This window comes from Nocardia sp. (assembly GCF_025465275.1).
Lineage (GTDB): Bacteria > Actinomycetota > Actinomycetes > Mycobacteriales > Mycobacteriaceae > Nocardia.
Genome location: NZ_JAODNK010000144.1, coordinates 79,030 through 103,136, shown reverse-complemented (window position 1 = coordinate 103,136; position 24,107 = coordinate 79,030). Strand labels below are relative to the sequence as shown.

The following is a 24,107-nucleotide window of genomic DNA, read 5'->3' as shown; positions in this document are numbered from 1 at the left end:
GCCCCGAGCAGGCCGAGAAGTTTGTTCTCTGCGGCGTCGATCCAGCGAGGATCGATCACGGGCCGCAACGCTGCGCCCCCTATGAAGTCGTCGAATGCCTGCACTGTGGTCCAGCGCGGCTGAAAACCCAGTTCGGTGCGCATCCTGGTGGTGTCCAGACCGCAACCGAAATGGAAATAGTCGATTTGTTCGGCGGTGAACTCCCGCATCACCGGACCCATCAGGGTGCGGCCGACAGTGCGGAACACGTTGTAGGGCACCGGCATTTCGATCCGGCCCGCCCGGCGGATCGCCTGCGACAATGCCATCGCGCCGTCACCCGCTACGTTGAACGTACCCCCTGGCGCCGCGATCGCGGCATGAGTCAGTGAAGCAATCGCATCTTCCTCGTGCAGCAGTTGCATTCGCGGATCCCGGCCCAAGATCGTCGGCGTCACCGGCGAACGGAAATACTGCACACCGCGATCGGCCAACTGCGGACCCACAATGGGCGGGAAACGCAATATCGCGGTACAGATATCGGGACGACGCCGCGCCAGGCCGCGCACAAATCCCTCCACCTCGATCATGTCGCGGGCGAACCAGCCCCGCGGCGGGGTACGCGCAGACATTTCCTCGGTGAATTTCACCGGATCCTTGGCGCTGCACCCGTAAACGGCGGAGGACGAACGCACCACCACGCGGCGCACGCTGGAAGCCTTGCGGCACACCGCGAACAACTGCATGGCGCCCAGCACGTTCATATCCTTCATCGCCGCCCGGCCCCCACCGGCCGGCGGCCGCGACAAAGCCGCGGGATGCACCACCGTGTCCACTTGATTGCCGTCGATAACTTTGCGTATCAACGGATTTCGAATGTCGGCGCGCACGAATTCGGCGCGGCCCATACGGCGCAGCAACTCCGGACTCGGTTGCTTCGCATCCACCGCGATGATGCGTTCGATGGCAGGGTCGGCTGCCAGCCTGGCCACTACATTGCCGCCGAAGAATCGGCTCGCGCCGGTCACCATCACGATCTTGGGCGCCGAACCGTCCCGGGCGCCTGAACCTGCCGCACCGGATCCCACTCGCAAGCCCCCATTTCTGTTATTCCCGCGTCCAGGGTAACCGGCGGACCAGTGCTCCCCGAAGGGTATTAACCAGGATCTAACGATGAGTTCTGTCACCCGTGACAAACAGAAAGCCCGCCACCGAGGTGACGGGCTTCCAGCTACGACGCAGCGCTTACTTGCCGAGTTTCCTGCGCTGAACGCGCGTGCGGCGAAGCAGCTTGCGGTGCTTCTTCTTCGACATGCGCTTGCGGCGCTTCTTGATCACAGAACCCATAGGGTTGTTCCTCGCGTTCTCTCGGGTCATCCCCGCCTTCGCGGAGAGCACACTTTCAACCCTGCACAGAGTCCTACCCGGTTCGGGCCGACATGGGCCCGGTTGCACCACCGGCCCGTACAGGATGCCGGTTCATGCTACCGGGCCACCGAGCAGCGAACGAAACGGGTGCGGCTGTACCGCCTCCCCGCACCTTCAGCGCCCGGCCAAGTGCCGCTGGCCGGCACGCATGCGTGCCGGCGGTCAGGCGCGACGACTATTTCGGCGGTACCCGGTGAGTTACCCGGACCGCACGAAATCAGTCGTCGCCCCTCGTACCTCGCGGGGTTTCACCCCGCGTCGAAGTAGGACGTCTCCAGGTAGTCGTGCACGGCTTTAGCGTGCACCCGGAACGAACGACCCACCCGCACTGCGGGCAGCTCTCCGGAATGCACCAACCGGTACACCGTCATTTTGGATACCCGCATCAGATTCGCCACCTCGGCGACGGTGAGGAACTGAGTTCCACCGCCGAGAACATTTCCGACTGCGCTGACTGGGGTGTTTGCGGACCTCGCTTGACTGTTTCCAGACATCATTGCGCCACTGACCTCCGGCACGCCCGCGCCGCCGGCTTCCCCACCGGCGGAACAGACACGCACGTGCTCCTTGAAGCTTAGCGGGACCAGTGGTGTTGCTGCGACGGGTGTGAGAAATCAGCCTTTGCTGTGGCGAGTCGGACCCCAGCAGCAAACAAGCTACTGGCGAGTTCGGCTAATCAGCGGTCCCGGCCAGCTCCACAGAACGGCGTTTAGCGGCGTTCAGCGCCTCGTGGAAAGCCGAGCGCACGGCGCCCCGCTCCAGTTCCCGCAATGCGGCCGCCGTGGTCCCGGCGGGCGAGGTGACGCCCGCGCGCAACTCCGCGGCACTCTGGCCCGATTCCTCCAGCAGCGCGGCCGAACCGAGCATGGTCTGCACCACCAGCGTGGTGGCCACGTCGCGCGAGAGTCCCAGGCCCACCGACGCATCGACCATGGCCTCGACCACGAGGAAGAAATACGCCGGACCGGAACCGGATACGGCGGTCACCGCATCCATCTGGGATTCGAGGACCGTCACGACCTTGCCGACCGACTCCAGCATCTCGGAGACCAGGGCCAGCTGCTCCTTGCGGGCATAGCGGCCGGGGGCGATGGCGCTCATGCCCTGGCCCACCAGCATCGGGGTGTTCGACATGACCCGCACCACCGGGAAACCGGCGGGCAGCTTCACCTCGATCCGGCCGGTCGGCACGCCCGCGGCCAGCGAGACCACCACGGCCTCCTGCTCCTGCTCGCCGAGCTCGGCCGTGGCCAGCTCGCTGACCACACCGTCCACATCCTGCGGCTTCACGGCGATCACGATCAGATCGGCGCCGACGGCGGCCTCGGCCACCGCATCGGTAACCCGCACCCCGAAACGCTGCGCCAGCAACTCCCCGCGGGCAGCTACCGGCTCGACCACCACCAGGTCCTTACTCGCCCGCCCGGATTCGAGAAGCCCTGCAATCAGCGCCTCCCCGATCCGGCCTCCACCGATCACCGCAATCCTCGTCATGGATTCAGGTTAGTAGGCCGGCCCACCGCCGAATAACTCCCACCGCCTCAAACTCCCGCCGCCTCGTCCCGCCCAGCTTTGCGAATTGGCGACAACTGATTTCGCAACTTTCGGGGTAACTCCCGGGGTACCCAGAAATGGTTCTGGCTCCCAACCGCCGGCACGCGTCGAGAACGGTCCACGGCCCCGATTGGGCGTTGAAGTTTCCGGGGAGGCGGGACAGCGCGCGGCTACTGCGCTTGCGGGATCAGGGCCAGTTGGCGGCTCTGGGCGACGATGGCTCCGGTGGAGTCGATGACCATTTGATCTTCGTCGAACATGCGGCCGCCTACTTCGCGGCTGTGCGCGATGACTCGGAGCCAGCCCGGGGCGGGGCGGCGGCGGAGGTAGGTGGTGAGTTGGACCGTTGGGGCCCAGCCGAATTGGCCGAGGTTCATCGGTACGGGCGGGGACATGTCGGCGGCCATGATGGCGAAGAAGGCGGCGACGTCCGGATCCTGCTCGTCACCGTCGAGGGGCCGAATCCACAGGCGCAGACGGGGTTCCGCGGTTTCACCGGCGAGGAAGCGGGCCCACTTCGGATCGATGGCCACCGAAGAGCCCTGTGCCACATGGACGATCTTGCCCATCGGGTTCCGGTCGTCGTAGGCGAGCGCGTCGGCCGGCGGCTCGGCGGGCATGTCCTGCGCGTGGTCGGCGGCATAGGCCGGTTCGGTGTCGTCGAGGTGCCCGAACGTGAATGCGGTGTGCACCAGAACGCGGCCGCCCTGGATGAGGCCGGCATCGATGAGGCAGATCTGGCGGCCGATCTTGCGGGTGCGGACCTCGTACTCGACCTCGCCCGGATCCGGGGCGCCGAGGAAGTCGGAGCTGGCGGCGATCGGGAACATATCCGCGCGCTCGGGGGCGGTGCGGCGCAGCCATTCGGTGGCGGCCGCGGCGCTGCCGGCGACCATGGTGCCGCCGTGCAGCTTCTTGCCGATGGTCCAGATGCGCTCGATGACACCGCGGTAGCGGCCGATGCCCGGGTCATCCGAGGGGAGCTCGGTCAGCGCACAGACGCGGCTGAAGGGCGCGTCGGCGGGGCTGCTCGCCTGTTCGGGTTCGACCGTCAACTCCGTTGTCATCTGATCCGCCTCCCCGGGACTTCAGCGCCCGGCTGAGTGCCGTCGCCGTTCTGCACGCGTACCAGCGATTGGGTTCCGAACCAATTTCGGAGGTACCCGGGGAGTTACCCCGAACCTCACGAAATCAGTTGCCGACTTACGAGACGCTGCTGGTCGCCCTGATTTTTATAGCGTACAAGCGAACGACTGGCGAACAAATGGCCGGTGGCATGGATCACCCCGGCGGGTGCAGACGTCTCCGACGCGCGTCAGCGGGTGCTGACGCCGGTGGGTGCGGGTTCCGGAACCGGCGGGGTGACGCCGTTGAGGTGGGTGCGGGCGAAGGTGAGGGCGCGATCGAGCATGGCCGCGCGGTCCATGGTGGTGCGGGCTGTCTGGGTATTGACCTCGATCACCGCCTGACCCTGGAAACCGTTGCCGACCAACATTTCACACAGTTCGGCGACCGGCTGGGTGCCCTCGCCGGGGATGAGGTGCTCATCGGTGGCGGCGCCGCGGCCGTCGGCGAGATGCAGGTGGGTGAGCCCGGATCCCATGCGGCGGGCCAGCAGCAGCGCATCCGTGCCCGCCGTCGCGGTGTGCGAGGTGTCGAGCGTGTAGTGGCGGTAACCGGTATCGGTCGGATCGAAGGACGGGCTGAAGGTGGTGATGGACGGACCCGGGCCGCCGCGCCGCTCCAGCCGCCGAATGGAACTGCCGCTGCGACCGAAGAGGGTGTCCACCCGCATGGGGAACATATTCTCCACCGCCACCGAAACCGGACTGTCGTTTTCCAATTCGGCCACCTGCTCGGCGAAACCGTCGGCATAGCGGCGCTGCCACCGGAACGGCGGATGCACCACCACGGTGGCCGCTCCGAGCGCCTCAGCGGTGTGCACGCTGCGTGTGAGCTTCGCGACGGGGTCCGACCCCCAGACCCGTTGCGAGATCAGCAGACACGGCGCATGGATCGCCAGTACCGGTATGTCGTATTTGTGCATGAAGGATTGCACGATGGAGATGCTCTGGCTGGCCGGTTCGGCCCACACCATCAATTCCACACCGTCGTAACCCAACTCGGCCGCATAGCGGAAAGCGGCCTCGGTGTTCTCCGGATACACGGACGCGGTGGACAGCCCGACTCGGACTTCCCTTCGCCCGACTCGATTTTCGATGTTCGCCCCCTGCGCGATATTCCCCACTGCCGCTCCCTGCTCAGTTCGTACTGAGTAGAAAGGCTAGCGGTCCGAGCGTCACAAAGACGCCTACGACGACGGCAATCACAGTGCTGAAAATATCGTCGGTCCGGCGCAGGACCCGGACAAGTGCCACCAAACCGAGAATCACGATCATCGCCAGGGCCAGGGCAACCCACGGGAGCATTTCCCACATGCGCTCGAAACCCTTGAACAGCAACATGCCCGCGACTGCTGCGCCGGCACTCTGCCCGGCCAGAATCAGCCATTGGCGGCGATTGTTCTCCTGCTCCGAGAGCTGCTTTCCACGCGACCGCGACGGTGCGGACACCCCGCGCGGGGCGGGCCGGGGTAATTTCGACGTGAGCGCCGAAAAACGTTCGGCCAGCGACATTCGCGGCTCGTCGTCGTAGTCGTCGTCATCGTCGTACTCGTCGTCATAGTCGTCGTCGAGCGGCTGGAAGACTTCGGTGAGGTGCTCGTCCGGATCGTGCTCCTCGACCGCACCGCGACGGCGCGAACCACCGGCGCGGCGTTTGCCACCGCGTCGCGAGTCCTGTTCCGCGCGTTGATCTTCGCGCTCGAGCGCGTTATGCAGCAGATCACCGGCAACCGTGCCGCCGGAGACCAGTTGCTGATCCTGGTCCGGAGAAGTCCAGGCGGCTGTCGGGATCGAACCTTGATCGCGGGAGTCCGGCTGCGGGGCGGACTCGGCGCCCGGACGTCTTCGCGCCGACCACGCGGGCAGACCGCCGACGGGGGCGCCGCGACCGGAATCGGGTTCCGGCCCACGGCGATTGTCGCGGCGCGGATCGTCCTGCCGCAGCGCAGCGGGCGGCCGCTGGCCGTCGAGTTGCCACTGGGGTTCGGGCTGGCGCTGCGCGTCCGGCTGCCAGGCCTGTGGCTGCCGCTGCGCCTCGTTCTGCCATTGGGGTTCGGGCTGCTGCGGCCAGGAGGGGGCGGCGGGCCGGCGCTCGGCCTCCGCCTCGCGCTGGGCCTCCGCATGCCTGCGGGCCGAACGCGACAGGGGCGGGGCGGCGGGCGCGGCCGCCTGCGCGGGGTCGAATCCGGGGGCGCGGTCCGCGCTCGGATTCCGCGGTAGGGGTTCCGGCGACCAGGTCGGGCCGTTGTCGAGATGTCGGGTGCGCGCGCCGTTTTCGAGGCCGCCCATAGCACTGTCGAGGCCGGCGTATCCGTTGCCCGGCTCGGGGGCCCGGCTGCCGCGGAAGGGCCGCACCTCGGTGGTCTCGTCGTCCGGATCGAAGCGGCGCCGGCGGCGGCCGGTCTCCCCGCGCAGCGGTGGCGGGGCGGACGGGTCTTCCAGCTCGGCCAGCGAGACGTCCGCGTCCAGCGGGTCGGGTTTCCGACGGCGCCCGCTGCGCGGCTGATCCGGACCGGGGGCGCTGTGGCCGCTGTACCGGTCGGAGCCGTCCGACCACTGGTAGCCGGACGGCTCGGGTAGCGAGGGCGCTCCGCCGGGGCGCTCGGTGGGCGCCAGCGGGTCGTAGAAGGAGATGGGCCCGGAGAGCGGGGAGTAGGCGGGCTCCGGATCGGGTACCGAGTACGGGGAGTAACCCGGCTGCGGTTCGGGCGAACTTGTGTAATCGGGAAAATTCGAATAGTTCGAAAAGTTTGAATAGTCCGTTTCGCCCGAATTAGGCTGGGGCGCTGCGGCGGCCGCGTGGTCGTCGTATGCCGTCTCGTCCGGCGCCGCCTCGTCGGAGGCCGCGTGCGAGGACGAGCCGTTCCGGACCATCGGTATATCGCCGGTCAGATCCGCGACCGACAGGCCACGACCGCTCCGGCGCCTGCGCCCGCCACCACCGGCGGAGGGCGCGCCCTGCTGCCCATTGCGCGCCAGAAGTTCGGCGACGGACAGTTGACTTACATCCTCGGTCATCGAGACACCGTTTCGATCGTGCCCGGCTGGCCACCGTTCGGTCCGCCAGTAATCGGTTCGCTATCCAGGTCGGTATCAAGTTTTCGCAGGATCAATCCCTCACGCAGTGCCCAGGGACAGATTTCCAGCGTATCCAGTGACAATGCCCGCATACTCGCCTCCGCGACCAGCGCGCCGGCCACCAATTGCTGTGACCGATCGGAACTTACGCCTTCCAATTCTGCCCGGTCCGCGGCTGTCATTCTCGAGATGAACGCAATCAACTGCCGCAGGCCGGAACTGGTGAGGGTACGCCGCACACGCACTCCCGCAACAGAGGGGGCCGCACCCGTCAATCGGGCCAATGATCGGAAAGTCTTCGATGTGCCAACGGCGAGATCGGGCTTGCCGACCTCGAGCAGCTGCTTCGACGGCACCACCAACTCGGCGTCCAGCCAATCGCGCAACACCGCCACCCGGCGCTTGCCCGGCGGATCGTGATGCAGCCAATCCCGGGTGAGTCGCCCCGCGCCCAATTGCAGCGACAGCGCCACATCCGGCTGTTCGTCGGCGCCGTTGCTCATCTCCAGCGAGCCACCGCCGATATCGAGATTGAGAATTCGCCCCGCGCTCCAGCCGTACCAGCGCCGCACCGCGAGGAAGGTGTGCCGGGCTTCTTCGGCTCCTGTCAAGACCTGGAGATTCACCCCGGTCTGGGAGCGCACCCGCGCCAGCACCTGTTCCGAATTGGTCGCCTCACGCACCGCGGAAGTAGCAAACGCCATCAACTCCACACATCCGGAAGTTTTTGCGATGCTTGCGAATTCGGCGACCGTGGTGGTCAGCCGAGCCGCGCCCGCGGGCGTGATGCGCCCCTGGTCATCCATGCTTTCCGAGAGGCGCAACGTCGCCTTCGTAGAGCTCATGGGCATCGGGTGGCCACCGCGATGCGCGTCCACCACCAGCAGATGGACGGTATTGCTTCCCACATCGAGTACACCGAGCCGCACATGAACACGGTACTGGGTGCGTCACGACTTCAGGCCAGGCGACCGAGCTGTTAGCGTTCCGCACTGTGACGTCAGGTGCATCCGCGAGTGGTCCGACCGGGCTGCGACCAGCGGCGAAGATCGACCCGGCCCCCGAAGTCGAACTCGACTTCCCCCGGGAGTGGATCGAATTTATTGATCCAGCAAATGATGAGCACCTGATTGCTGCCGATATGACCTGGCTATTGTCCCGGTGGACATGCGTTTTCGGCACTCCCGCGTGCCAGGGCATCATCGCCGGGCGCGAGGACGACGGCTGCTGTTCGCACGGCGCGTTCCTCTCCGACGAGGAGGACGGCAAGAAGCTGGCCAAGGCTGTGAAAATGCTCACACCCGAGGATTGGCAGCTCATGCCGGAGGCACAGGACGAGAACGGCAAGGTCCGCAAGAAGCTGTATCTGGAAGAAGACGACCTCGACGACGAGCCCGCGCTGCGCACCCGCCGGTTCGACGGCGCGTGCATCTTCCTCAATCGGCCCGGCTTCGCGAACGGCATCGGCTGCTCGCTGCACACCATGGCGCTGCGCAAGGGCCTGGAACCGCTGACCGTGAAGCCCGAGGTGTGCTGGCAGCTACCCATTCGCCGCACCCAGGACTGGGTGGACCGGCCGGACGGGGTGGAGATTCTGCGGACCGTCGTCGGCGAGTACGACCGGCGTGGCTGGGGGCCCGGCGGATTGGACCTGGACTGGTACTGCACCGGATCGCCGGACGCGCATGTCGGCACCCGGCCGGTATGGGAGGCGTACGCGCCGGAATTGATCGAACTGCTCGGCAAACCCGCTTACGACGAGCTGGCGCAGCACTGCCGGCGGCGGCAGGGACTGGGCATCGTGGCGGTGCATCCGGCGACGGTCATCGCTCAGGAGAAGGCTGCCGAGGATAAGCGGGCAACCGCCGCGGCCAAGCCCGCCGGTGGCGCGAAGAAGCCAGCGAAGAGTTAGCGACCCGCCGGTAACTTTCTGAAATTACCCAATTTCACATCTCCGCTCCCCTACTGTGCGACGGACCCACTCCCCCTCGTGGGTCGCAGCACAGGAGAACTCATGAGCAACACCCCGCCCAGCCGGCGCTACCTCGGCGCGGGCATCGCCGGGCTCGCCGTCGCGACGGGCGTCGTCGCCGTCCTCGCGGCGTCGCCGGCGCATGCGAGCGTCGACTCGATCAGCATTTCCGATTCGAATGTGGTCGTCGGCCACAACTACACCCTCGACGCCAACCTCAGCGGCGCGTCCATCGGACTGCTCGTCTACTGGAGTGACAACGGCAGCAGCCTCACTCCGGTCGGCAAGGTGCCGTGGCCGGTCGGCCATGCCAGCTTCGGCTGGACCCCGGGTACCACCGGGCAGCACGTGCTCACGGTCTCGCAGGGCAGCAGCACCAAGTCGCTGGTCGTGAACGTGACCGACGGGTCCACCCCGCCGACCACCACCACGCCGCCGCCGCCCACCACCACGGTCCCGCCGACCACCACCGTGCCGCCCACCACGACGGTGCCGCCGACCACGGTGCCGCCCACGACGACTCCGCCGGTGACCACCACCGACCCGCCCGTCACCACGGTGCCGCCGACGACCGTCCCGCCCACCACCACGCCGCCGGTGACCACGACACCCGGTGGCGGCGGTACCGGCAGTGCCAACGGCCTGCCCTTCGGCCTCTGACAGCAGGCCGGAAACTCTCGACATCAATTCCCCAGGGGCGCAATCTCTTTCCCCGGGGTGGCACAGGAGAACCCATGCGTAACAACAACACTCGACGTCATCTCGGCGCGGGCGCGGCCGGGCTCGCGATCGTCGCCGGAGCGGGCGTCGTGATCGCCATGTCGCCGACGGCGCAGGCCACGGTCGACACGATCACCCTCTCGGGATCGGATTTCCAGGTCGGCAGCACCTACACCGCCACCGCCGATCTGAGCGGCGCTTCGGTCGGCCTGCTCGTGTACTGGAGCGATAACGGCACCAGCCTCACCTCGGTCGGCAAGGTGCCGTGGCCGCCGGGACACGCCTCGCTCGACTGGACCCCGACCACCCCCGGCCAGCACATCCTGACCGTGTCGCAGGGCAGCAGCAGCCGGTCCGTGGTGTTGAACGTGGGCGGCGGGACGACCACTCCCCCGACCACTCCGCCTACGACTCCCCCGACCACGACGCCGCCCACCACGACCCCCAGCAGCGGCACCGGCAGCAGCGGCAGCGGCACCGGCAGTGCGGGCAAGCTGCTCGGCGGGCTCTTCGGTAGCTCCTAGGCCCTCGAGCGGCTCGCGGGCAGTGCGGGCCGGAACAGGTGGGTGCGGGAAATTCCCCGGGATATCGTGCACCCACCGAAACCAAGCGGACGCTTGCTTGATAATTTTTTCGAAACGCCTACATTTCACTCACTGGGTCACTTAGTGTGCGGATGCCCACACACGGCCCCCGTGGGCAGCAGCACAGGAGAAACAGCATGCGCAACGCATCACCGAGGATCACCGCCCGCACGGCCGGTGCCGGGATCACCGGTTTCGCAGCCCTCGCCGCGGTCGCCGTACTCACGGCCCCCACCGCGTGCGCGGCGGTCGACACCGTGTCCGTCAGCGGCTCGAGCTACCAGGTCGGTACCCAGTACACGATCTCGGCCGATCTCAGCGGCGCCTCGGTCGGACTGCTCGTGTACTTCAGCGACAACGGCAATTTCATCGGCGGCCCGAAGATTCCGTCGCCGCCCGGGCACTCCAGCATCAGCTGGACCCCGTCCGCCAAGGGCCAGCACATCATCACCGTCTCGCAGGGCAACAGCACGCAGTCCACGATCGTGAACGTCAGCGACGCGCCGATCGGCTCGGGCAGCTCCAGCTCCGGCAGCGGCTTCGGCCCGGCCGGACCGCTCGGCAGCGGCAGCAGCGGCACCACTCCGAACAACTGACAGGACCACCCGGCATGAACTCCCTTTCCCGCCGCATCGGCGCGGGTGTCGCCGGTGGCGCCATCGCCGCCGCCGTCGCCGTGTTCGCAGCGCCCCAGGCCGGCGCGACCGTCGACTCCGTGACCGTTTCCGGCAGCGACCCGTACAACATCAACACCCAGTACACGCTCACCGCCGCGCTGAGCGGCGCGGGCATCGGCCTGCTCGTGTACTGGACCGACAACGGCAACACCCTCACTCCGGCGGGCAAAGTGCCGTGGCCGGTCGGCTCCTCGACCCTGACCTGGACGCCCACCACCGCCGGGCAGCACCTGATCACGGCCTCGCAGGGCGGCAATGTGAAGACGATCGTCGTGAACGTCGTCGATCCGTCCCAGCCGGGCGGTGGCGGCGGCACCACCACGCCCCCTGGTGGCGGCACCGGCGGTAGCGGCAGCGCGAGCGGGTTGCTCGGCGGCCTCCTGGGCGGACTGACCGGCAGCGCCGGAAGCTAGAAGCCTGTCCCGCCGGCCGCCCACCCGCGGCCGGTGCTGGGCCGAACCGTCCCTCCGGCCCGGACATCGGGAGATGCGCTCACCTCGGATCGAGGTGAGCGCGTCTCTTTGTGTACGGCAGGTGAATTCGCCCTGACGGCAGCGACATTCCAATCAGGCTGCGCGGAAGTCTGTTTCGGAGTGCTACCCGGTCGGTGACCTCGGTGTGTGAGTTGCGGGAAGTGTGCGTGACATCGTTTCGCCACTGCGGGTTCACCGGAACGTGTTAGACATCCAGGCCATGATCAAGAAATCGCTCACCGTCGCCGCGCTGGCCGCCGGTGTTGTTCTCACCCTTGCGCCGCACGCCGGTGCCGATAGCGTCGATCCCACCAAATACGCCGACGTCACCGCCAATTTCGTCTCCTACACTGACCCAGCAGCCCTGAACGCCAAGGCCAACGGCAAACTGCTGATCATGACCCCGTACGGCGTCAACAACACGATCGCCTGCCGCGGCAACGGCCTGGACGTGGCCTGGTACGACTGCCAGCAGCAGGACGCCTACGGCTGGATCGTCCTGAAGCAGCTCGACACCCCCCTCGGCACCGCCTGGGCAGAACTGCCCTGACCGCCTCCCCGGAACTTTGGCGCACGGCTGAGAGCCGTTCGGACTTCTGCACGCGTGCAAGCGGTTAGGTGGGGAACCTATTTCGGGCGTACCCCCGGAGTTACCCTCGACTCACGAAATCAGTTGTCTCGCTACGTAAAAGACGCGCCCGCCTCGGAATCGAGGCGGGCGCGTTTTCTTCGTACGTCTTAACTCAAGCTTCGAGCTTGTAGCCGAGGCCTCGTACCGTCACTAGGTGTTCCGGCTTGGCCGGGTCGCCTTCGATCTTGGAGCGCAGGCGCTTGACGTGGACGTCGAGGGTTTTGGTGTCGCCGACGTAGTCGGCGCCCCAGACGCGGTCGATGAGCTGGCCCCGGGTGAGGACACGACCGGAGTTGCGGAGCAGGTACTCGAGGAGGTCGAACTCCTTGAGCGGCAAGGTGACCGGCTTGCCGTTCACCTGCACGGTGTGGCGGTCCACGTCCATGCGGACCGGGCCCGCCTCCAGGACGCTGGTCTCGCTGCCGCTGTCGGCCTCGTCGCCGACGCCGCGGCGCAGCACGGCGCGGATGCGGGCGATCAGCTCACGGGAGGAGTAGGGCTTGGTGACGTAGTCGTCGGCGCCCAGTTCCAGGCCGACCACCTTGTCGATCTCGCTGTCGCGAGCGGTCACCATGATGACCGGAACACTGCCGCGGGCACGGAGCTGCTTGCACACGTCGGTGCCGCTCATGCCGGGCAGCATCAGGTCGAGGAGGACGATGTCCGCGCCCGACCGGTCGTACTCTGCCAAGGCCGAAGGTCCGTCGCCCACCACGGTGACCTCGAACCCCTCCTTGCGCAGGAGGAATGCGAGCGGATCGGCCAGCGACTCCTCGTCCTCGACGATCAGCACACTCGTCATCGGGTTGCCTCCACACCGTTGGTTCTGGCCCGCCCGAGGGGGCGCGGGCCGGTTTCCTTCTTCGCCGCCGGAAGCCCGGCGGAAAGCCTCTTGTCGATGCCGTTGGTATCGGCGGGGTGGGACGGGATCCGCAAGGTGAATGTGGATCCGGTGCCCAGCTTGCTCCACAGGGTGACTTCACCGCTGTGGTTGGCGGCTACGTGCTTGACGATAGCCAGCCCGAGCCCGGTACCGCCGGTGGCGCGCGAGCGCGCCTTGTCGGCCCGGAAGAATCGTTCGAAGACGCGTTCCTGGTCTTCCTTGCCGATACCGATGCCACGGTCGGTCACGGCGATATTCACGTGGCCGCCGCGCAGCGCCCGGCTCACCGAGACCTGCGAACCCCGCGGCGAGTATGCGATGGCATTCTCCACCAGATTCGACAGCGCGGTGACCAGCAGTGTCTGATCGCCGATCACCTCGAGCCCGCTGGTGGCGTCGGTGCTCACCGTGATGCCGGCGGCTTCCGCGGCGGTCCGGGAGCGCTCGATGGCCTGGGTGACGACGCTGTCCACATCGACGGCTTCCAGTTCCGGCAGCTTCTCCGCGCCCTGCAGGCGGGACAGCGCGATCAGCTCGGTCACCATCTTGCCCATGCGGCGAGCCTCTCCGTGCAGGCGTTCACCGAAGTGCCGCACCGAATCCGGATCGTCGGCCGACTCCAGCAATGCCTCAGCCAACAGGCTCATGGCACTGACGGGGGTCTTGAGTTCGTGGCTGACGTTCGCGACGAAATCCCGGCGGGTGGCCTCCATGCGGGCCTGCTCGGAATCGTCGTCGGCGAAGAGCACCACGAAGTTCGGATTCTCCTGCGACAGCGGGCGGGCGACGCCGCGGACCGCGAGCCGCGCCCGGCCGGGCAGCGGAATCTTGGCGGTGAGCTCGAATTCGATGTCCTTGCCACCGCCGAGCACCTGCTGCACCGCGGACCAGGCGCGCTCGTCGAGCAGCCGATCGTGGACTATGCCCAGCTCCTCGGCCCGCGGATTGACCAGCACCACATCCCGGTACTGATCGACCACCGCGATTCCGCTCTCGGAGGCGAGCACGATGAGATCGAGTACCTGCGACATGGTCAGGCCCGAGTCGGTAGCGGCGCGCCGCTGTTCCTGCCGGGCATTCACATAGGGAATGAGCAATCCACCGACTGCCAGTCCAACGACGGCCGCCAGGACTGCCAACAGCACGGCCTGTGGAACGCTCACACTGTGAATCGTACGGTCGCCCGAGCCGGGTCCGACCCCGGGTACAGGAAGTTTCACGCAGGTCACAGCGGCTTCCACGGGTGTTAGCCTCGCGTTTACGCAATGTTCGGACAGCGCGGGGCTGGTCGCTGGCAGTTTTCCGGCAAACGCCGCGAATCGCCGCGATGCCCCCTCCGGCTCACCGTAGGGGGCATCGCGCACGAAATCACCGTGCCGGTCCGCCCACGCGCCGAGCGCGAGCATGGGCGTCAGCAGGTCGATGCCCGCCACGGTGAGCGCGTACTTCACGCGCGGCGGGGCTTCGGCGTAGCGGCGACGTTCCAGCAATCATCCGCTCCAGGTGTAGATGATCACCGTCAACCAGGAATTGCCGAACACATCCACGGCTCGCCGCGGCATACGACTCACCAGCCGGAATTACCTCGCACCGGGATATTGACGAAGCTGGGCTCGGCCGGATCCAGCAGCAGGTGCTGGGGGCGCAGGCCGCTGTCGACCATCATCGCGGTGGGCGGCAAGCCCTTCGGGAAGTTTCCGGCGTAGACATCCACGCGCAGGCGATGACCGGGTTGCAGGACAGCGTCGATGCCTGCGACCGAAATATCGAGTGCCACCGGCTGTCCCGGGACGACCGGCTCGCGGGTGTCGAGGGAGACGTTCGGCACCGGGTTCGTGTAGTCGCCGTTCGGGAGGCGAGTGCTGCGCGACTCGTCGATGCTGCGCATCGAGGCGACCAGCTGTCCGGACGACAGCGTAGTCGAAAGGCCATCGGGGGCAACATCATTGACGGTGGCGACCCAGTAGCCGTCGGTACCGTCGTGCACGGCGTTCAAATGCACGGCGATCGGCCCGGAGACGGTGGTCGGCTCGGCGACCGGCGCGCTGCTGAAGGTCAGCCCGTTGGATTCCTCGATGCGGGAGTCCTTGCCGCAGGCGTCGATGATCGACACGATGCCGATGAGCTCCTGCGCGGAATCGCGGGAGCACAGACCGGTCAGGCCGGGCGCGACGGTGAGCGTGTCCGTCCCGTCGGGCGCGGTGCGCAGCGAGCCGTCGTGCACGCTGTGCCCGCCGGTGCCGCTGGCCGCGCCGGACAGGTACATGCGCTGGTAGTCCATGCCGGGCTCCGGGAACGACGGGGCGGTGATCCAGCCGCCGCCCTGCTGCTTCATGGTGATCGGCCCGAAGTGATCGATGCCGTTGTCGATGCCCTTGAGCCACTTGTCGAACCACGCGCGCTGCAGCACGTCCATGCGCGGCGGCAGGCCCGGCCGACCGGATTCATTGCCGTTGGAGATGTGGTACCCATCGCCGATGAGCAGTTGTTTCTGCCCGGGCGGCAAGGGAATCCGGCGGTAGACATCGGCTTGCGAGGCGACGAATACATCGTGCCAGCCTCCGGAGATGAAGGTGGGCACGGTAATTCGCGACGGATCGGTCTCCAATGCCTGCCGCAGCGGGCTGCCCTCGTCGAGCAGTGACCGCACCTTGGGGCTCAAATCGGCGACATTCGGCTGCGTGAATATCTCCAGCAGCGCGTCCACGTAGGAGAACGGGTCGGCCAATCTGTCTGCGAGCCACTTCATATCGAAGCGTCCCTGCAGGAGCGCGGTCAGGTCGGGGACGAGCTTGCCGCCGTTGATCGCCGCCAGCCACAGCGGCATGAAGCCCGCGCCGATGGCGCCGCCGGGCGCGACCAGATCACGGAAAGGGTTGCGGCTGGGCACAACCGGGAAGATGGCCTTCAGCGCGGGCGGTTTCTTCGCCGCCACCTGGAGCTGGTTGAGCCCGGAATAGGAAATGCCGCTCATTCCGATATCGCCGGTGGACCAGGGCTGCTTCGATGCCCAGTCGATGGTCTCCACCGTGTCCTGCTGTTCCCGCTCCCCCAGCAGATTCCAATCACCCTGGGAGAAACCGGTTCCGCGCACATCGACCACGATCTGCGTGTATCCGGATTTGATGAGCTGCCGGTCGACACTGAAATTGCGCAGCAATCCGCCGCCGAGCGATTTGGTGAGATCGGTGATCCCCGAGAACGGGGTGCCGGAGAGATCGATATTGCGGAACATCTGCACGAGCAGATCGGACAGTCCGGGGACCGACAGCGCCGAATCGGCAATCATCGAGCCGAGTTTCGTATAGGGCGTGAAGTTCAGGATGCTCGGCGTCGGGTCGGTGACGGGTTGGCCGGCGGCATCGGCGGGGTGATAGACATTCGCCTTCAGCACGGTGCCGTCACTCATCGTGATGGGCACGTCCCAGTCGATATACACATTGGGATAAAGCTGTGGACCGTCCTCCGCCGCAGCCCATTCCGCACCGCTCGCGCCACCGTTCGGGCCGACCGGATCGGCGGTCGCCGCCGGTGCCAGGAACTGCGCTGCCGCAATGACAGCGGTCATCGCGACGACCGTCTTGACCAGGAATCGCATAGTGCCCCAACCACTCTCCACCCACAGGGAAACTCGCCCCAAGCTAATGCGAAGACAACTGTCCGGGACAGTCTTTCCCGAAGAATCGTGAAAGTGCACAAAAGAAAACCCCGGAGGTGTACGCCGTTGTACACATCCGGGGCGCTCAGGCCCGGTGGGGCGGAATCACCAGCCGGTGTTACCGCGAACCGGGATATTGACGAAGCTCGGACGATCCGGATCCAGCTGCACATGCTGCGGCTTGAAACCGGTATCGAGGAGCATCGGCAGAATCGGCAGGCCCTTGGGGAAATTGCCCGCGAACACGTCCACTCGCAACCGGTGACCGGGCTGGAGGATGCCCTCGGTGCCCGGCAGTGCGATATCGAGGGTGGTCGCCTCGCCCGGCACCGTCGGCTCGCGCTTGTCGAGCGAGGTGAAGGCACGTGGGTCGGTGTAGTCGCCATTGGCCGAGCGCGCACTGTTGGCGTCGTCGATCTGGCGCATCGAGGCCATGATCTGCCCCGAGCTCAGCACGGTGGACTGCCCGTCGGGCGCGACATCGTTGACGGTGACGGTCCAGTACCCGTCGGCCGCGTCCTGAACGGTATTGAGGTGCACCGCAACCGGACCGGAGACGGTGGTGGCCTCGGCGACCGGAGCGCTGGTGAAGGTCAGTCCGTTGGTCTCCGCGATTCGGGAGTCCCTGGCGCAACCGTCGATGAGGGACAGCACACCGGCGCTGCCCTGCGCGGCATCGTTGGAGCACAGGGTGGTCAGGCCCATCGACACGCTGAGGCGGTCGTTGTCGCCGTTGGCGGCGCTGGTCAGCGAGCCGTCGTACCGGCTGTTGGCGGTGCCGCTGCGCTGCGACGACAGGTACATGCGCTGGTAGCGGGACGCCTCCTCGGCGGGGGCGGATTCACCGAAACCGTTCTGGGTGATCCAGCCGCCGCCCTGCTGCCGCAGGGTCACCGGACCGTAGGTGTCGATCCCGTTGTCGATTCCCTTGAGCCACTTGTCGAACCAGGCGCGCTGCAGCACGTCCAGGCGCGGCGGCAGGCCGGGGAAGCCGGCCTCGGAGCCGGAGGTGACGTGATAGGTATTGCCCATCAGCAGCTGCTTCTGCCCGGGGGGCACCGAAATCGCGTTGTAGATCTTGGATTCCGAGTAGGTGAACAGGTCGTGCCAGCCGCCGGTGACGAACGTCGGGATGGTGATCTGGCTGGGATCGCCGATCCAGCCCGCACGATCGGCGGACATATCGTTGAGCATCGACTTGACCCGCGGGTCGAGGCTCTCGATATTCGGGCTGGTGTACGCGGACATCAGCACATCCAGGTAGCCGAACGGGTCGGCTTGGCGATCCTTCAGCCACTGGAAGTCGAACTTGCCCTGGGCAATCGAGGCCAGGTCCGGCACCCACTTGAGTCCGTTGACGGCGCTGAGCCACAGCGGAATGAAGTTGAAGCCGAAGCCGCCGCCGGGTGCGAGCACATCGTCGACGAGGTCATTGCCCGGAACGATCGGGAAGATGGCCTTCAGGGCGGGCGGGTGCTTCTCGGCGGCCTGCACCTGGTTGATGGCCGAGTACGAGAGGCCGCTCATTCCGATGCGGCCGTTGGACCAGTTCTGCTTGGACGCCCAGTCGATGGTCTCGACGGTGTCCTGCTGCTCGCGCTGGCGCAGAATGTCCCACTCGCCCTGCGAGAAACCGGTGCCGCGCACGTCAACGACGACCTGCGTGTAGCCGGACTTGATGAGCTGGCGGTCGACGCTGAAATTGCGGAGTTCGCCATTGCCGGCAGCATTCAGCAGTTCACCGAAGCCGGAGATCGGGGTGCCGTCGAGGTGGATATTGCGGAATACGTTGAGCAGCGCATCGCCCAGTCCCGGAATGGCGAAGGCGCTGTCGGCGACGTTGGACACCAATTTGGTGTACGGCGTCATGTTCAGCACGGTCGGCGTCGGGGTGTCGATCGGGCGGCCGGCGGCATCCGCCGGGTGATAGACGTTGCCCTTCAGCACGGTGCCGTCACTCATGGTGATCGGCACGTCCCATTCGACGAAGACGTTGGGGTATTGCTGCTGCCCGTCCTCGGTAGCGGTCCATGCCGTACCGGCCGCACCGCCGTCGGGGCCGGCCGAACTCGGGGCGGCGTCGGCGGCCATAGCGGTCATCGGAAGGAGCAGAGCGGCCGCAGTTGCGACAATTGTGGCCCGTAGCGCGTGCTTCATCGAACGTGATCTACCTCTCGCATTTGGTCGAACGCCCAGAGCATATCTACTCGGAAGTAAGTTGCAAACACCGGTTACAGTTACCGCTTTTAATGGGCAAAGCTTCGGCAAATTCGAAATGCATTGGCGTGGAATACCCTACGGTCCCGTAATGAGAGGTGAATCACAGTCGACTCGAATACGTTAAATGAAAAACGCGCCGTAGCCGAGTAATTCGGCTACAGCGCGTTGCGCGCATTGCGGGTTTCCAGGCTTACTTGGCGCCCTGATTCGCCACCGCGGCAGCGCCCGCGGCCGCCGCCTCCGGGTCCAGGTAGACGCCCGGGCCGAGCGGCAACAGGTTCTCGTCCAGCTCGTACTTGAGCGGAATACCGGTGGGAATGTTCAGCCCGGCGATGTCCTCGTCCGAGATGCCTTCCAGGTGCTTCACCAGCGCGCGCAGCGAATTACCATGCGCCGCAACCAGAACCGTCTTGCCGCCGCGCACGTCCTGAGCGATGGTGTCCTCCCAGTACGGCACCATGCGAGCGACGACATCCTTGAGGCATTCCGTCAACGGCACGTCGATACCGGCATAGCGCGGGTCGCCGTCCTGGCTGTATTCGCTGCCCGTCTCGATGGGCGGCGGCGGGGTGTCGTAGCTGCGGCGCCACAGCATGAACTGCTCGTCGCCGTACTCGGCCTTGGTCTGGGCCTTGTCCTTGCCCTGCAGCGCACCGTAGTGCCGCTCGTTGAGCCGCCAATCCCGGACCACCGGAATCCAATGGCGGTCACAGGCATCCAGCGCATTGTTCGCGGTGCTGATCGCACGCCGCAGCAGCGAGGTGTAAACAATATCCGGGAGAATCCCGGCCTCGGCCAGCAATTCACCGGCACGCTTGCCTTCGGCGACACCCTTGTCCGTGAGCCGGACATCCACCCAGCCGGTGAACAGGTTGAGGGCATTCCATTCGCTCTCGCCGTGGCGCAGCAGCACGAGGGTGTACGTCATGGGGGTCATCTTTCCACGCGCCGGTTCGCCGTCGGCTCCGGCCCTGCGGGCCCGGTCAGGCCCACTCCACCTCGTCGAATGTCATGGTCAGTCCGTGCCGCTGTTCGCCGACGGATACTTCGACACGTAGTTCGGAGCGGGCGGAGTCGACTTCCTGCACCACGGCGCAGACGCCCCTGAACGGTCCCTCCGGAACGTAGACGACGTCACCCGGCTCGAATTCGATTGACCCCACGTCCGCCACCGTAGTGGCAGCGTCGCGCGACACACCGAACCTATTTTCCCGACACGCGAATTCAGGGCCGGAGTGCGAGCAGGGCGGCGCCGGCGAGGGTCGCCTGATCGGTGAGTTCGGAGGGGACCACCCGGAGTTCACGCACGAAAACGAGGCGGGCGTGCGCCGCCGCCGCGTCGAGCAGGGGCCGCCACAGCAGGTCGCCCGATTGCGCGAAGCCGCCGCCGACAACCACCAGATCGGTATCCAGCAGCGCGGCCGCGGAAGCGATGGCGGTGCCCAGCGCCGTACCCGCACGCTCCAGTGCGGCGCGAGCGAGACCGTCACCGGCACGGGCGGATTCCGACAATTCGATGCCGGTGGTGCCGGTCCACCCCTGCCGGCGGGCCCAGCGCACGGAGGACTTCCCGCTGGCCACCGCCTCCACGCAGCCGAATCCACCGCAGGCGCAGGGTTCGGCATTGCCGGGGACCACGATGTGGCCGAGATGACCGGCATTTCCGGTGCGCCCCATGATGACTCGGCCATCGGAGATGATGCCGCCGCCGATACCCGAGGACACCGTCAGCGCGAGCACATCCGGGACGTCGCTAGCCGCACCCCAGCGCTGTTCGGCCAGGGCCAGGCAGACGCCGTCGAGGGCGAGGCGAATGGTGGCCTCCGGGAACAACTCCCGGACCGCTGCCACAATGCCGAAGCCGCTCGCCCACTCCGGAATATTGAGCGGACCGGTCGAACCGGAGCGCACATCCACCGGTCCCGCCGCGCCGATACCGACCGCGGTCACCCGCTCGGTTCCGGCAACCCGCAACAGCAGGTCGCGGCAGGCAGGCCAGACCTCGGCTGCCGGGACCTGGATACGCTCGGGCGACGGCACGCCGCCCTGCGAATCAATAAGTCCCGCAGCGAATTTCGTCGCGCCGATATCCAATGCCAACGCCACCATGGCCGCCGGTCTCCTTTGATTCGGGTGCTGCACAGCACAATTCCGCCGCCAGGAGGCTACGCCTTGTCGTCGGCGTCCACGAGATGTTCGAACGCGCGCAGATTCTTCAGCGATTCGCCGCGCGAGACCCGCCATTTCCATTCCTTGCGAATGGATTCCGCGAAACCGAGCTCGAGCAGGGTATTGAAATCGGCGTCCACGGCCTCGAGGACCTGACCGAACCAGCGGTCGAGTTCGTCGGACGTGACGGCGTGCGTGGACATGCGGCCGACCAGGTAGATATCGCCGACATTGTCCAGCGTGTAGGCCACCCCGTAGAGGCGGCGATTACGGCGCAGCAGGAATTTGTAGACGCCTTCGAAGTTCTCGTCCGGCTTGCGGCAGACGAAGGACTCCATCCGAATGCCGTGCTTGCCGACGGTGACGCCGAGCGCGGTCTTGAGCTTCCGCTCGCCCGGCAGGATGACGACGAAGGTGCCGTCGGCCTCACGGGTGTATTCGATCTCGCGGTCCCGCAGGGTGTCGTCGATCAGCTGCGCGGTGGCACGGGCGGTATCGCCCTGTGCGGCTTCGCTCATCGGCGTACGACTCCTATCCGGCGCCGCCATGTCGGCTCGACCTCGACCCGTATCGGTCTCGGACTACCGACTGGCCACGGTATCGACCTTGTATGAGGACTGTCGGCATGCACGCTACCGGTGCGGTTGCGGCCGGTGCGTGACTGGGCGAGCGCGGCGGAATAGCTGTCCAGCAGTCCGTCGGCGGTATGCGCCCAGGAGAAATTGGAGGCGTGCTCGACGGCGGCCACGCCCATCCGCTCCAGGCGGGCAGGGTTGTCGAGCAGAAGACGCAGTGCCGCAGCCCAATCGGCGGTCTGATGGCCGGGAACCAGCAGCCCGGTGGCACCGTCCCGCACCGCGGTACCCAGTCCGCCCACATCCGCGGCCAGCACCGGAGTGCCGCTGGCCTGCGCCTCGATGGCGACCAGCCCGAAAGATTCGTTGTAGCTGGGCACGGCCACCAGGTCCGCCGCGCGATACACCTGCACCAGACGGTGCGGCGGCTGCGGCGGCAGGAAGGTGACACGATCGGAAATGCCGAGCGCGGAAGCCAATTCGATCAGCGCGTCGGGCCGCTCCAGTCCGGTGCCGGACGGGCCGCCGACAATCAGCACCCGCAGCGGACGCTCCGCATCCAGCCCGGAATGCGCGGCTTCGTCGGCCAGCATCTGTGCGGCAGCGCGCACCAGGACATCCGGCGCCTTGAGCGGCTGGATGCGGCCGATGAAGGCCACGATCCGCTCATCGGCGGGCAGGCCCAGTTCGGCGCGGGCGGCCGCGCGATCGCCGGGACGGTAGCGGGTGAGGTCCGCGCCGGGAAGCACCACATCGATGTGCTCGGGGTCCGCGCCGTACAGCTCGACCAGCTGCCGCGCCTCCTCGGCGGTATTGGCGACCAGGCGGTCGGACTCCGCGACGATCTGCTTCTCACCGATGACGCGGGCGGCCGGTTCCGGGGTGTCGCCCTCGGCCAGGTAGAGGTTCTTCACCGCGGCGAGCGTGTGCGCGGTGTGCACCATGGGCACCCGCCAGCGGTCACGCGCCAGCCAGCCGACCTGACCGGAGAGCCAGTAGTTGGAGTGGATGAGGTCGTAGTGGCCGGGCAGATGCCGGGCCTCCTGCCGCAGCACCTCGGCCGCGAACGGGCACAGCTGCGTCGGCAGATCGTGTTTGTCCAGGCCCTCGAACGGTCCGGCGACCACATTGCGGACCAGCACGCCGGGGGCGGCCTCGACCAGTGGTTCGTCATTGGAGGAGGTGGCGCGGGTGAAGATCTCCACCTGGGTACCGCGGCGAGCCAATTCGATCGCCGTCTGCAGGACGTACACATTCATACCGCCGGCATCGCCGGTGCCCGGTTGGGCGAGGGGGGAGGTATGTACCGACAGCACGGCAATCCGATTGGGCCGTAGGTCGGAACGTTGACTCACTACACCAGTGTGCACGCCGCTGAAAGACGGAGAAACGTGGGTTACCCTACGAAGTGACTCTGCTCACACCAAAGCACCCGGTCAGGCCAGGGATTCGACGAAGGCCGTGAGCTCTGCCACGAAGCGTTCGGGGTCCTCGACGAACAGGCCGTGCTGCGCGCCCTCCCAGTAGGAGGTGCTCGAGTTCGGGACGGTGTCCGCGATATAGCGGCCGTTGTCCAGCTCGACCACCGGATCGGCCGTGCCGTGCATGACGAATACCGGAACATCCAGCGTGCGCAGGGTTTCGGTGTTGTCGACGGTGCGGTAGAACAGCGCCTTGCGCACCCGCGGCCGGGTGGCGAGACTGCCACCGAACAGACGCTGGGCATCAGCGCCCTTGTCGCGGCCGCGGCCGGTATTGGCACTGCCGAAGGCCCCGAAACCGCGGATGGCGTGCGCGGCGCTCTCCTCGAAGACATCCGGGATGGCCTTCTGCATGGCGGGGCCGGGCTGTGCACCCGGAACGCCCCTGCCGATGCTCGCCTGCGAACCGGTGTAGACGACGCCGGCGACCGCGCCGGTGCCGTAGGCGGCGAGGTAGTCGGTGAGCACGATGCCGCCGTAGGACCAGCCGAGCAGGACGGCACCCTCGGCGATGCTCTCGGCGGCCAGCACGGCGGCCACGTCGGCGGCCCAGTTCTTCGGGTCGTCGTATCCGGCCTCTGGGGCGTCGGAGTATCCGTGGCCGCGCAGATCCAGCGCGATCACCCGGAATCGCCCGGCCAGATCGTCCGCGGCGCGACCCCAGCACCGCAGGTTTCCGGACCAGCCGTGCAGCAGCACCAGCGGCCGCGCCGCCGCCGGACCGGTGACCCGGTAAACGATGGTGGTGCCGTCCGCGCTGACTACTTCCCGAATCGCCATACCCGCCAGGCTAACCGGCAGGAGGTGCGGGGAATCGCGCTCACCCTGACGCAAAAGCGGGGACGCGGGGTCGTAGCAGGGGGATCGCCCAGACTCGGGACGCCACAGCGGAACCTCGGCG

At 66.9% G+C, this 24,107-nt stretch carries 24 protein-coding genes; 6 read left to right on the top strand and 18 right to left on the bottom strand.

Annotation, left to right across the window (positions count from 1 at the left end; genetic code table 11):
* The 8 genes from JWN03_RS31570 to JWN03_RS31535 form a co-directional block, all read right to left on the bottom strand.
* On the bottom strand, positions 1 to 1,010 hold a 1,010-nt coding region (locus JWN03_RS31570; RefSeq protein WP_297622625.1), incomplete at its 3' end, for an NAD-dependent epimerase/dehydratase family protein.
* 214 nt (positions 1,011 to 1,224) lie between these two features.
* Entirely contained in the window at positions 1,225 to 1,326 is a 102-nt protein-coding gene (locus JWN03_RS31565; RefSeq protein ID WP_003402602.1) for a 30S ribosomal protein bS22, read from the bottom strand.
* Positions 1,327 to 1,655: 329 nt separating this feature from the next.
* Positions 1,656 to 1,904 carry a helix-turn-helix domain-containing protein gene (locus tag JWN03_RS31560; protein ID WP_405140104.1) on the bottom strand — a complete coding sequence of 83 codons (249 nt, stop codon included), beginning with the start codon at positions 1,902 to 1,904 and terminating at the stop codon, positions 1,656 to 1,658.
* Between the two features lie 175 nt (positions 1,905 to 2,079).
* The gene (gene proC / locus JWN03_RS31555; RefSeq protein WP_297622597.1) at positions 2,080 to 2,901 is read right to left on the bottom strand and encodes a pyrroline-5-carboxylate reductase; all 822 of its coding nucleotides are present in this window, start codon (positions 2,899 to 2,901) and stop codon (positions 2,080 to 2,082) included.
* Between the two features lie 230 nt (positions 2,902 to 3,131).
* The gene (locus JWN03_RS31550) at positions 3,132 to 4,028 is read right to left on the bottom strand and encodes a thioesterase family protein (protein WP_297622593.1); all 897 of its coding nucleotides are present in this window, start codon (positions 4,026 to 4,028) and stop codon (positions 3,132 to 3,134) included.
* A 248-nt stretch (positions 4,029 to 4,276) separates the two neighbouring features.
* Positions 4,277 to 5,209 carry a sugar phosphate isomerase/epimerase family protein gene (locus tag JWN03_RS31545; protein ID WP_297622591.1) on the bottom strand — a complete coding sequence of 311 codons (933 nt, stop codon included), beginning with the start codon at positions 5,207 to 5,209 and terminating at the stop codon, positions 4,277 to 4,279.
* Positions 5,210 to 5,222: 13 nt separating this feature from the next.
* Positions 5,223 to 7,103, bottom strand: a complete 1,881-nt coding sequence (locus tag JWN03_RS31540; RefSeq protein WP_297622627.1) for a hypothetical protein — start codon at positions 7,101 to 7,103, stop codon at positions 5,223 to 5,225.
* Positions 7,100 to 8,092, bottom strand: a complete 993-nt coding sequence (locus tag JWN03_RS31535) for a Ppx/GppA phosphatase family protein (protein ID WP_297622589.1) — start codon at positions 8,090 to 8,092, stop codon at positions 7,100 to 7,102. The genes JWN03_RS31540 and JWN03_RS31535 overlap by 4 nt, the downstream gene beginning before the upstream one ends.
* A 65-nt stretch (positions 8,093 to 8,157) precedes the next feature.
* Between JWN03_RS31535 and JWN03_RS31530 the strand changes: the two genes are divergently transcribed.
* The 6 genes from JWN03_RS31530 to JWN03_RS31505 all read left to right on the top strand — a co-directional run bounded on the left by JWN03_RS31530 (position 8,158) and on the right by JWN03_RS31505 (position 12,139).
* Positions 8,158 to 9,075: a hypothetical protein gene (locus JWN03_RS31530; RefSeq protein WP_297622587.1), complete on the top strand. Its 918-nt coding sequence runs from the start codon at positions 8,158 to 8,160 to the stop codon at positions 9,073 to 9,075.
* 102 nt (positions 9,076 to 9,177) lie between these two features.
* A complete protein-coding gene (locus JWN03_RS31525; RefSeq protein ID WP_297622585.1) occupies positions 9,178 to 9,795 on the top strand; it encodes a hypothetical protein in 618 nt (205 codons plus the stop codon).
* Between the two features lie 74 nt (positions 9,796 to 9,869).
* Positions 9,870 to 10,379 (top strand): hypothetical protein, encoded by a 510-nt coding sequence (locus JWN03_RS31520; RefSeq protein WP_297622583.1) that lies wholly within the window; start codon positions 9,870 to 9,872, stop codon positions 10,377 to 10,379.
* A gap of 197 nt (positions 10,380 to 10,576) precedes the next feature.
* Complete coding sequence (locus JWN03_RS31515; protein ID WP_297622582.1) at positions 10,577 to 11,035, top strand: hypothetical protein; 459 nt, start codon at positions 10,577 to 10,579, stop codon at positions 11,033 to 11,035.
* Between the two features lie 14 nt (positions 11,036 to 11,049).
* Positions 11,050 to 11,529 carry a hypothetical protein gene (locus JWN03_RS31510; protein ID WP_297622580.1) on the top strand — a complete coding sequence of 160 codons (480 nt, stop codon included), beginning with the start codon at positions 11,050 to 11,052 and terminating at the stop codon, positions 11,527 to 11,529.
* Between the two features lie 280 nt (positions 11,530 to 11,809).
* A complete protein-coding gene (locus tag JWN03_RS31505; protein ID WP_297622579.1) occupies positions 11,810 to 12,139 on the top strand; it encodes a hypothetical protein in 330 nt (109 codons plus the stop codon).
* 193 nt (positions 12,140 to 12,332) lie between these two features.
* On the opposite strand, the gene JWN03_RS31500 is transcribed toward JWN03_RS31505, so the two are convergent.
* The 10 genes from JWN03_RS31500 to JWN03_RS31455 form a co-directional block, all read right to left on the bottom strand.
* The gene (locus JWN03_RS31500) at positions 12,333 to 13,022 is read right to left on the bottom strand and encodes a response regulator transcription factor (protein ID WP_297622577.1); all 690 of its coding nucleotides are present in this window, start codon (positions 13,020 to 13,022) and stop codon (positions 12,333 to 12,335) included.
* Entirely contained in the window at positions 13,019 to 14,266 is a 1,248-nt protein-coding gene (locus tag JWN03_RS31495) for a sensor histidine kinase (RefSeq protein ID WP_297622621.1), read from the bottom strand. The genes JWN03_RS31500 and JWN03_RS31495 overlap by 4 nt, the downstream gene beginning before the upstream one ends.
* A gap of 404 nt (positions 14,267 to 14,670) precedes the next feature.
* Positions 14,671 to 16,671 carry a CocE/NonD family hydrolase gene (locus tag JWN03_RS31490; protein WP_297622575.1) on the bottom strand — a complete coding sequence of 667 codons (2,001 nt, stop codon included), beginning with the start codon at positions 16,669 to 16,671 and terminating at the stop codon, positions 14,671 to 14,673.
* Positions 16,672 to 16,866: 195 nt separating this feature from the next.
* On the bottom strand, positions 16,867 to 18,918 hold the full coding sequence (locus JWN03_RS31485; protein WP_297622573.1) for a CocE/NonD family hydrolase: 2,052 nt from the start codon (positions 18,916 to 18,918) through the stop codon (positions 16,867 to 16,869).
* Between the two features lie 253 nt (positions 18,919 to 19,171).
* Complete coding sequence (locus JWN03_RS31480) at positions 19,172 to 19,909, bottom strand: phosphoglyceromutase (RefSeq protein WP_297622571.1); 738 nt, start codon at positions 19,907 to 19,909, stop codon at positions 19,172 to 19,174.
* A gap of 55 nt (positions 19,910 to 19,964) precedes the next feature.
* Positions 19,965 to 20,144 carry a hypothetical protein gene (locus JWN03_RS31475; RefSeq protein WP_297622569.1) on the bottom strand — a complete coding sequence of 60 codons (180 nt, stop codon included), beginning with the start codon at positions 20,142 to 20,144 and terminating at the stop codon, positions 19,965 to 19,967.
* Between the two features lie 61 nt (positions 20,145 to 20,205).
* The gene (locus JWN03_RS31470; RefSeq protein WP_297622567.1) at positions 20,206 to 21,090 is read right to left on the bottom strand and encodes an ROK family protein; all 885 of its coding nucleotides are present in this window, start codon (positions 21,088 to 21,090) and stop codon (positions 20,206 to 20,208) included.
* A 56-nt stretch (positions 21,091 to 21,146) separates the two neighbouring features.
* Positions 21,147 to 21,668 (bottom strand): YbjN domain-containing protein, encoded by a 522-nt coding sequence (locus JWN03_RS31465; protein ID WP_297622565.1) that lies wholly within the window; start codon positions 21,666 to 21,668, stop codon positions 21,147 to 21,149.
* Positions 21,665 to 23,080 carry a D-inositol-3-phosphate glycosyltransferase gene (gene mshA / locus JWN03_RS31460; RefSeq protein WP_297622563.1) on the bottom strand — a complete coding sequence of 472 codons (1,416 nt, stop codon included), beginning with the start codon at positions 23,078 to 23,080 and terminating at the stop codon, positions 21,665 to 21,667. Before mshA ends, JWN03_RS31465 begins: the two co-directional genes overlap by 4 nt.
* An 81-nt stretch (positions 23,081 to 23,161) precedes the next feature.
* A complete protein-coding gene (locus JWN03_RS31455) occupies positions 23,162 to 23,986 on the bottom strand; it encodes an alpha/beta fold hydrolase (protein ID WP_297622561.1) in 825 nt (274 codons plus the stop codon).
* Positions 23,987 to 24,107: the final 121 nt, after the last annotated feature.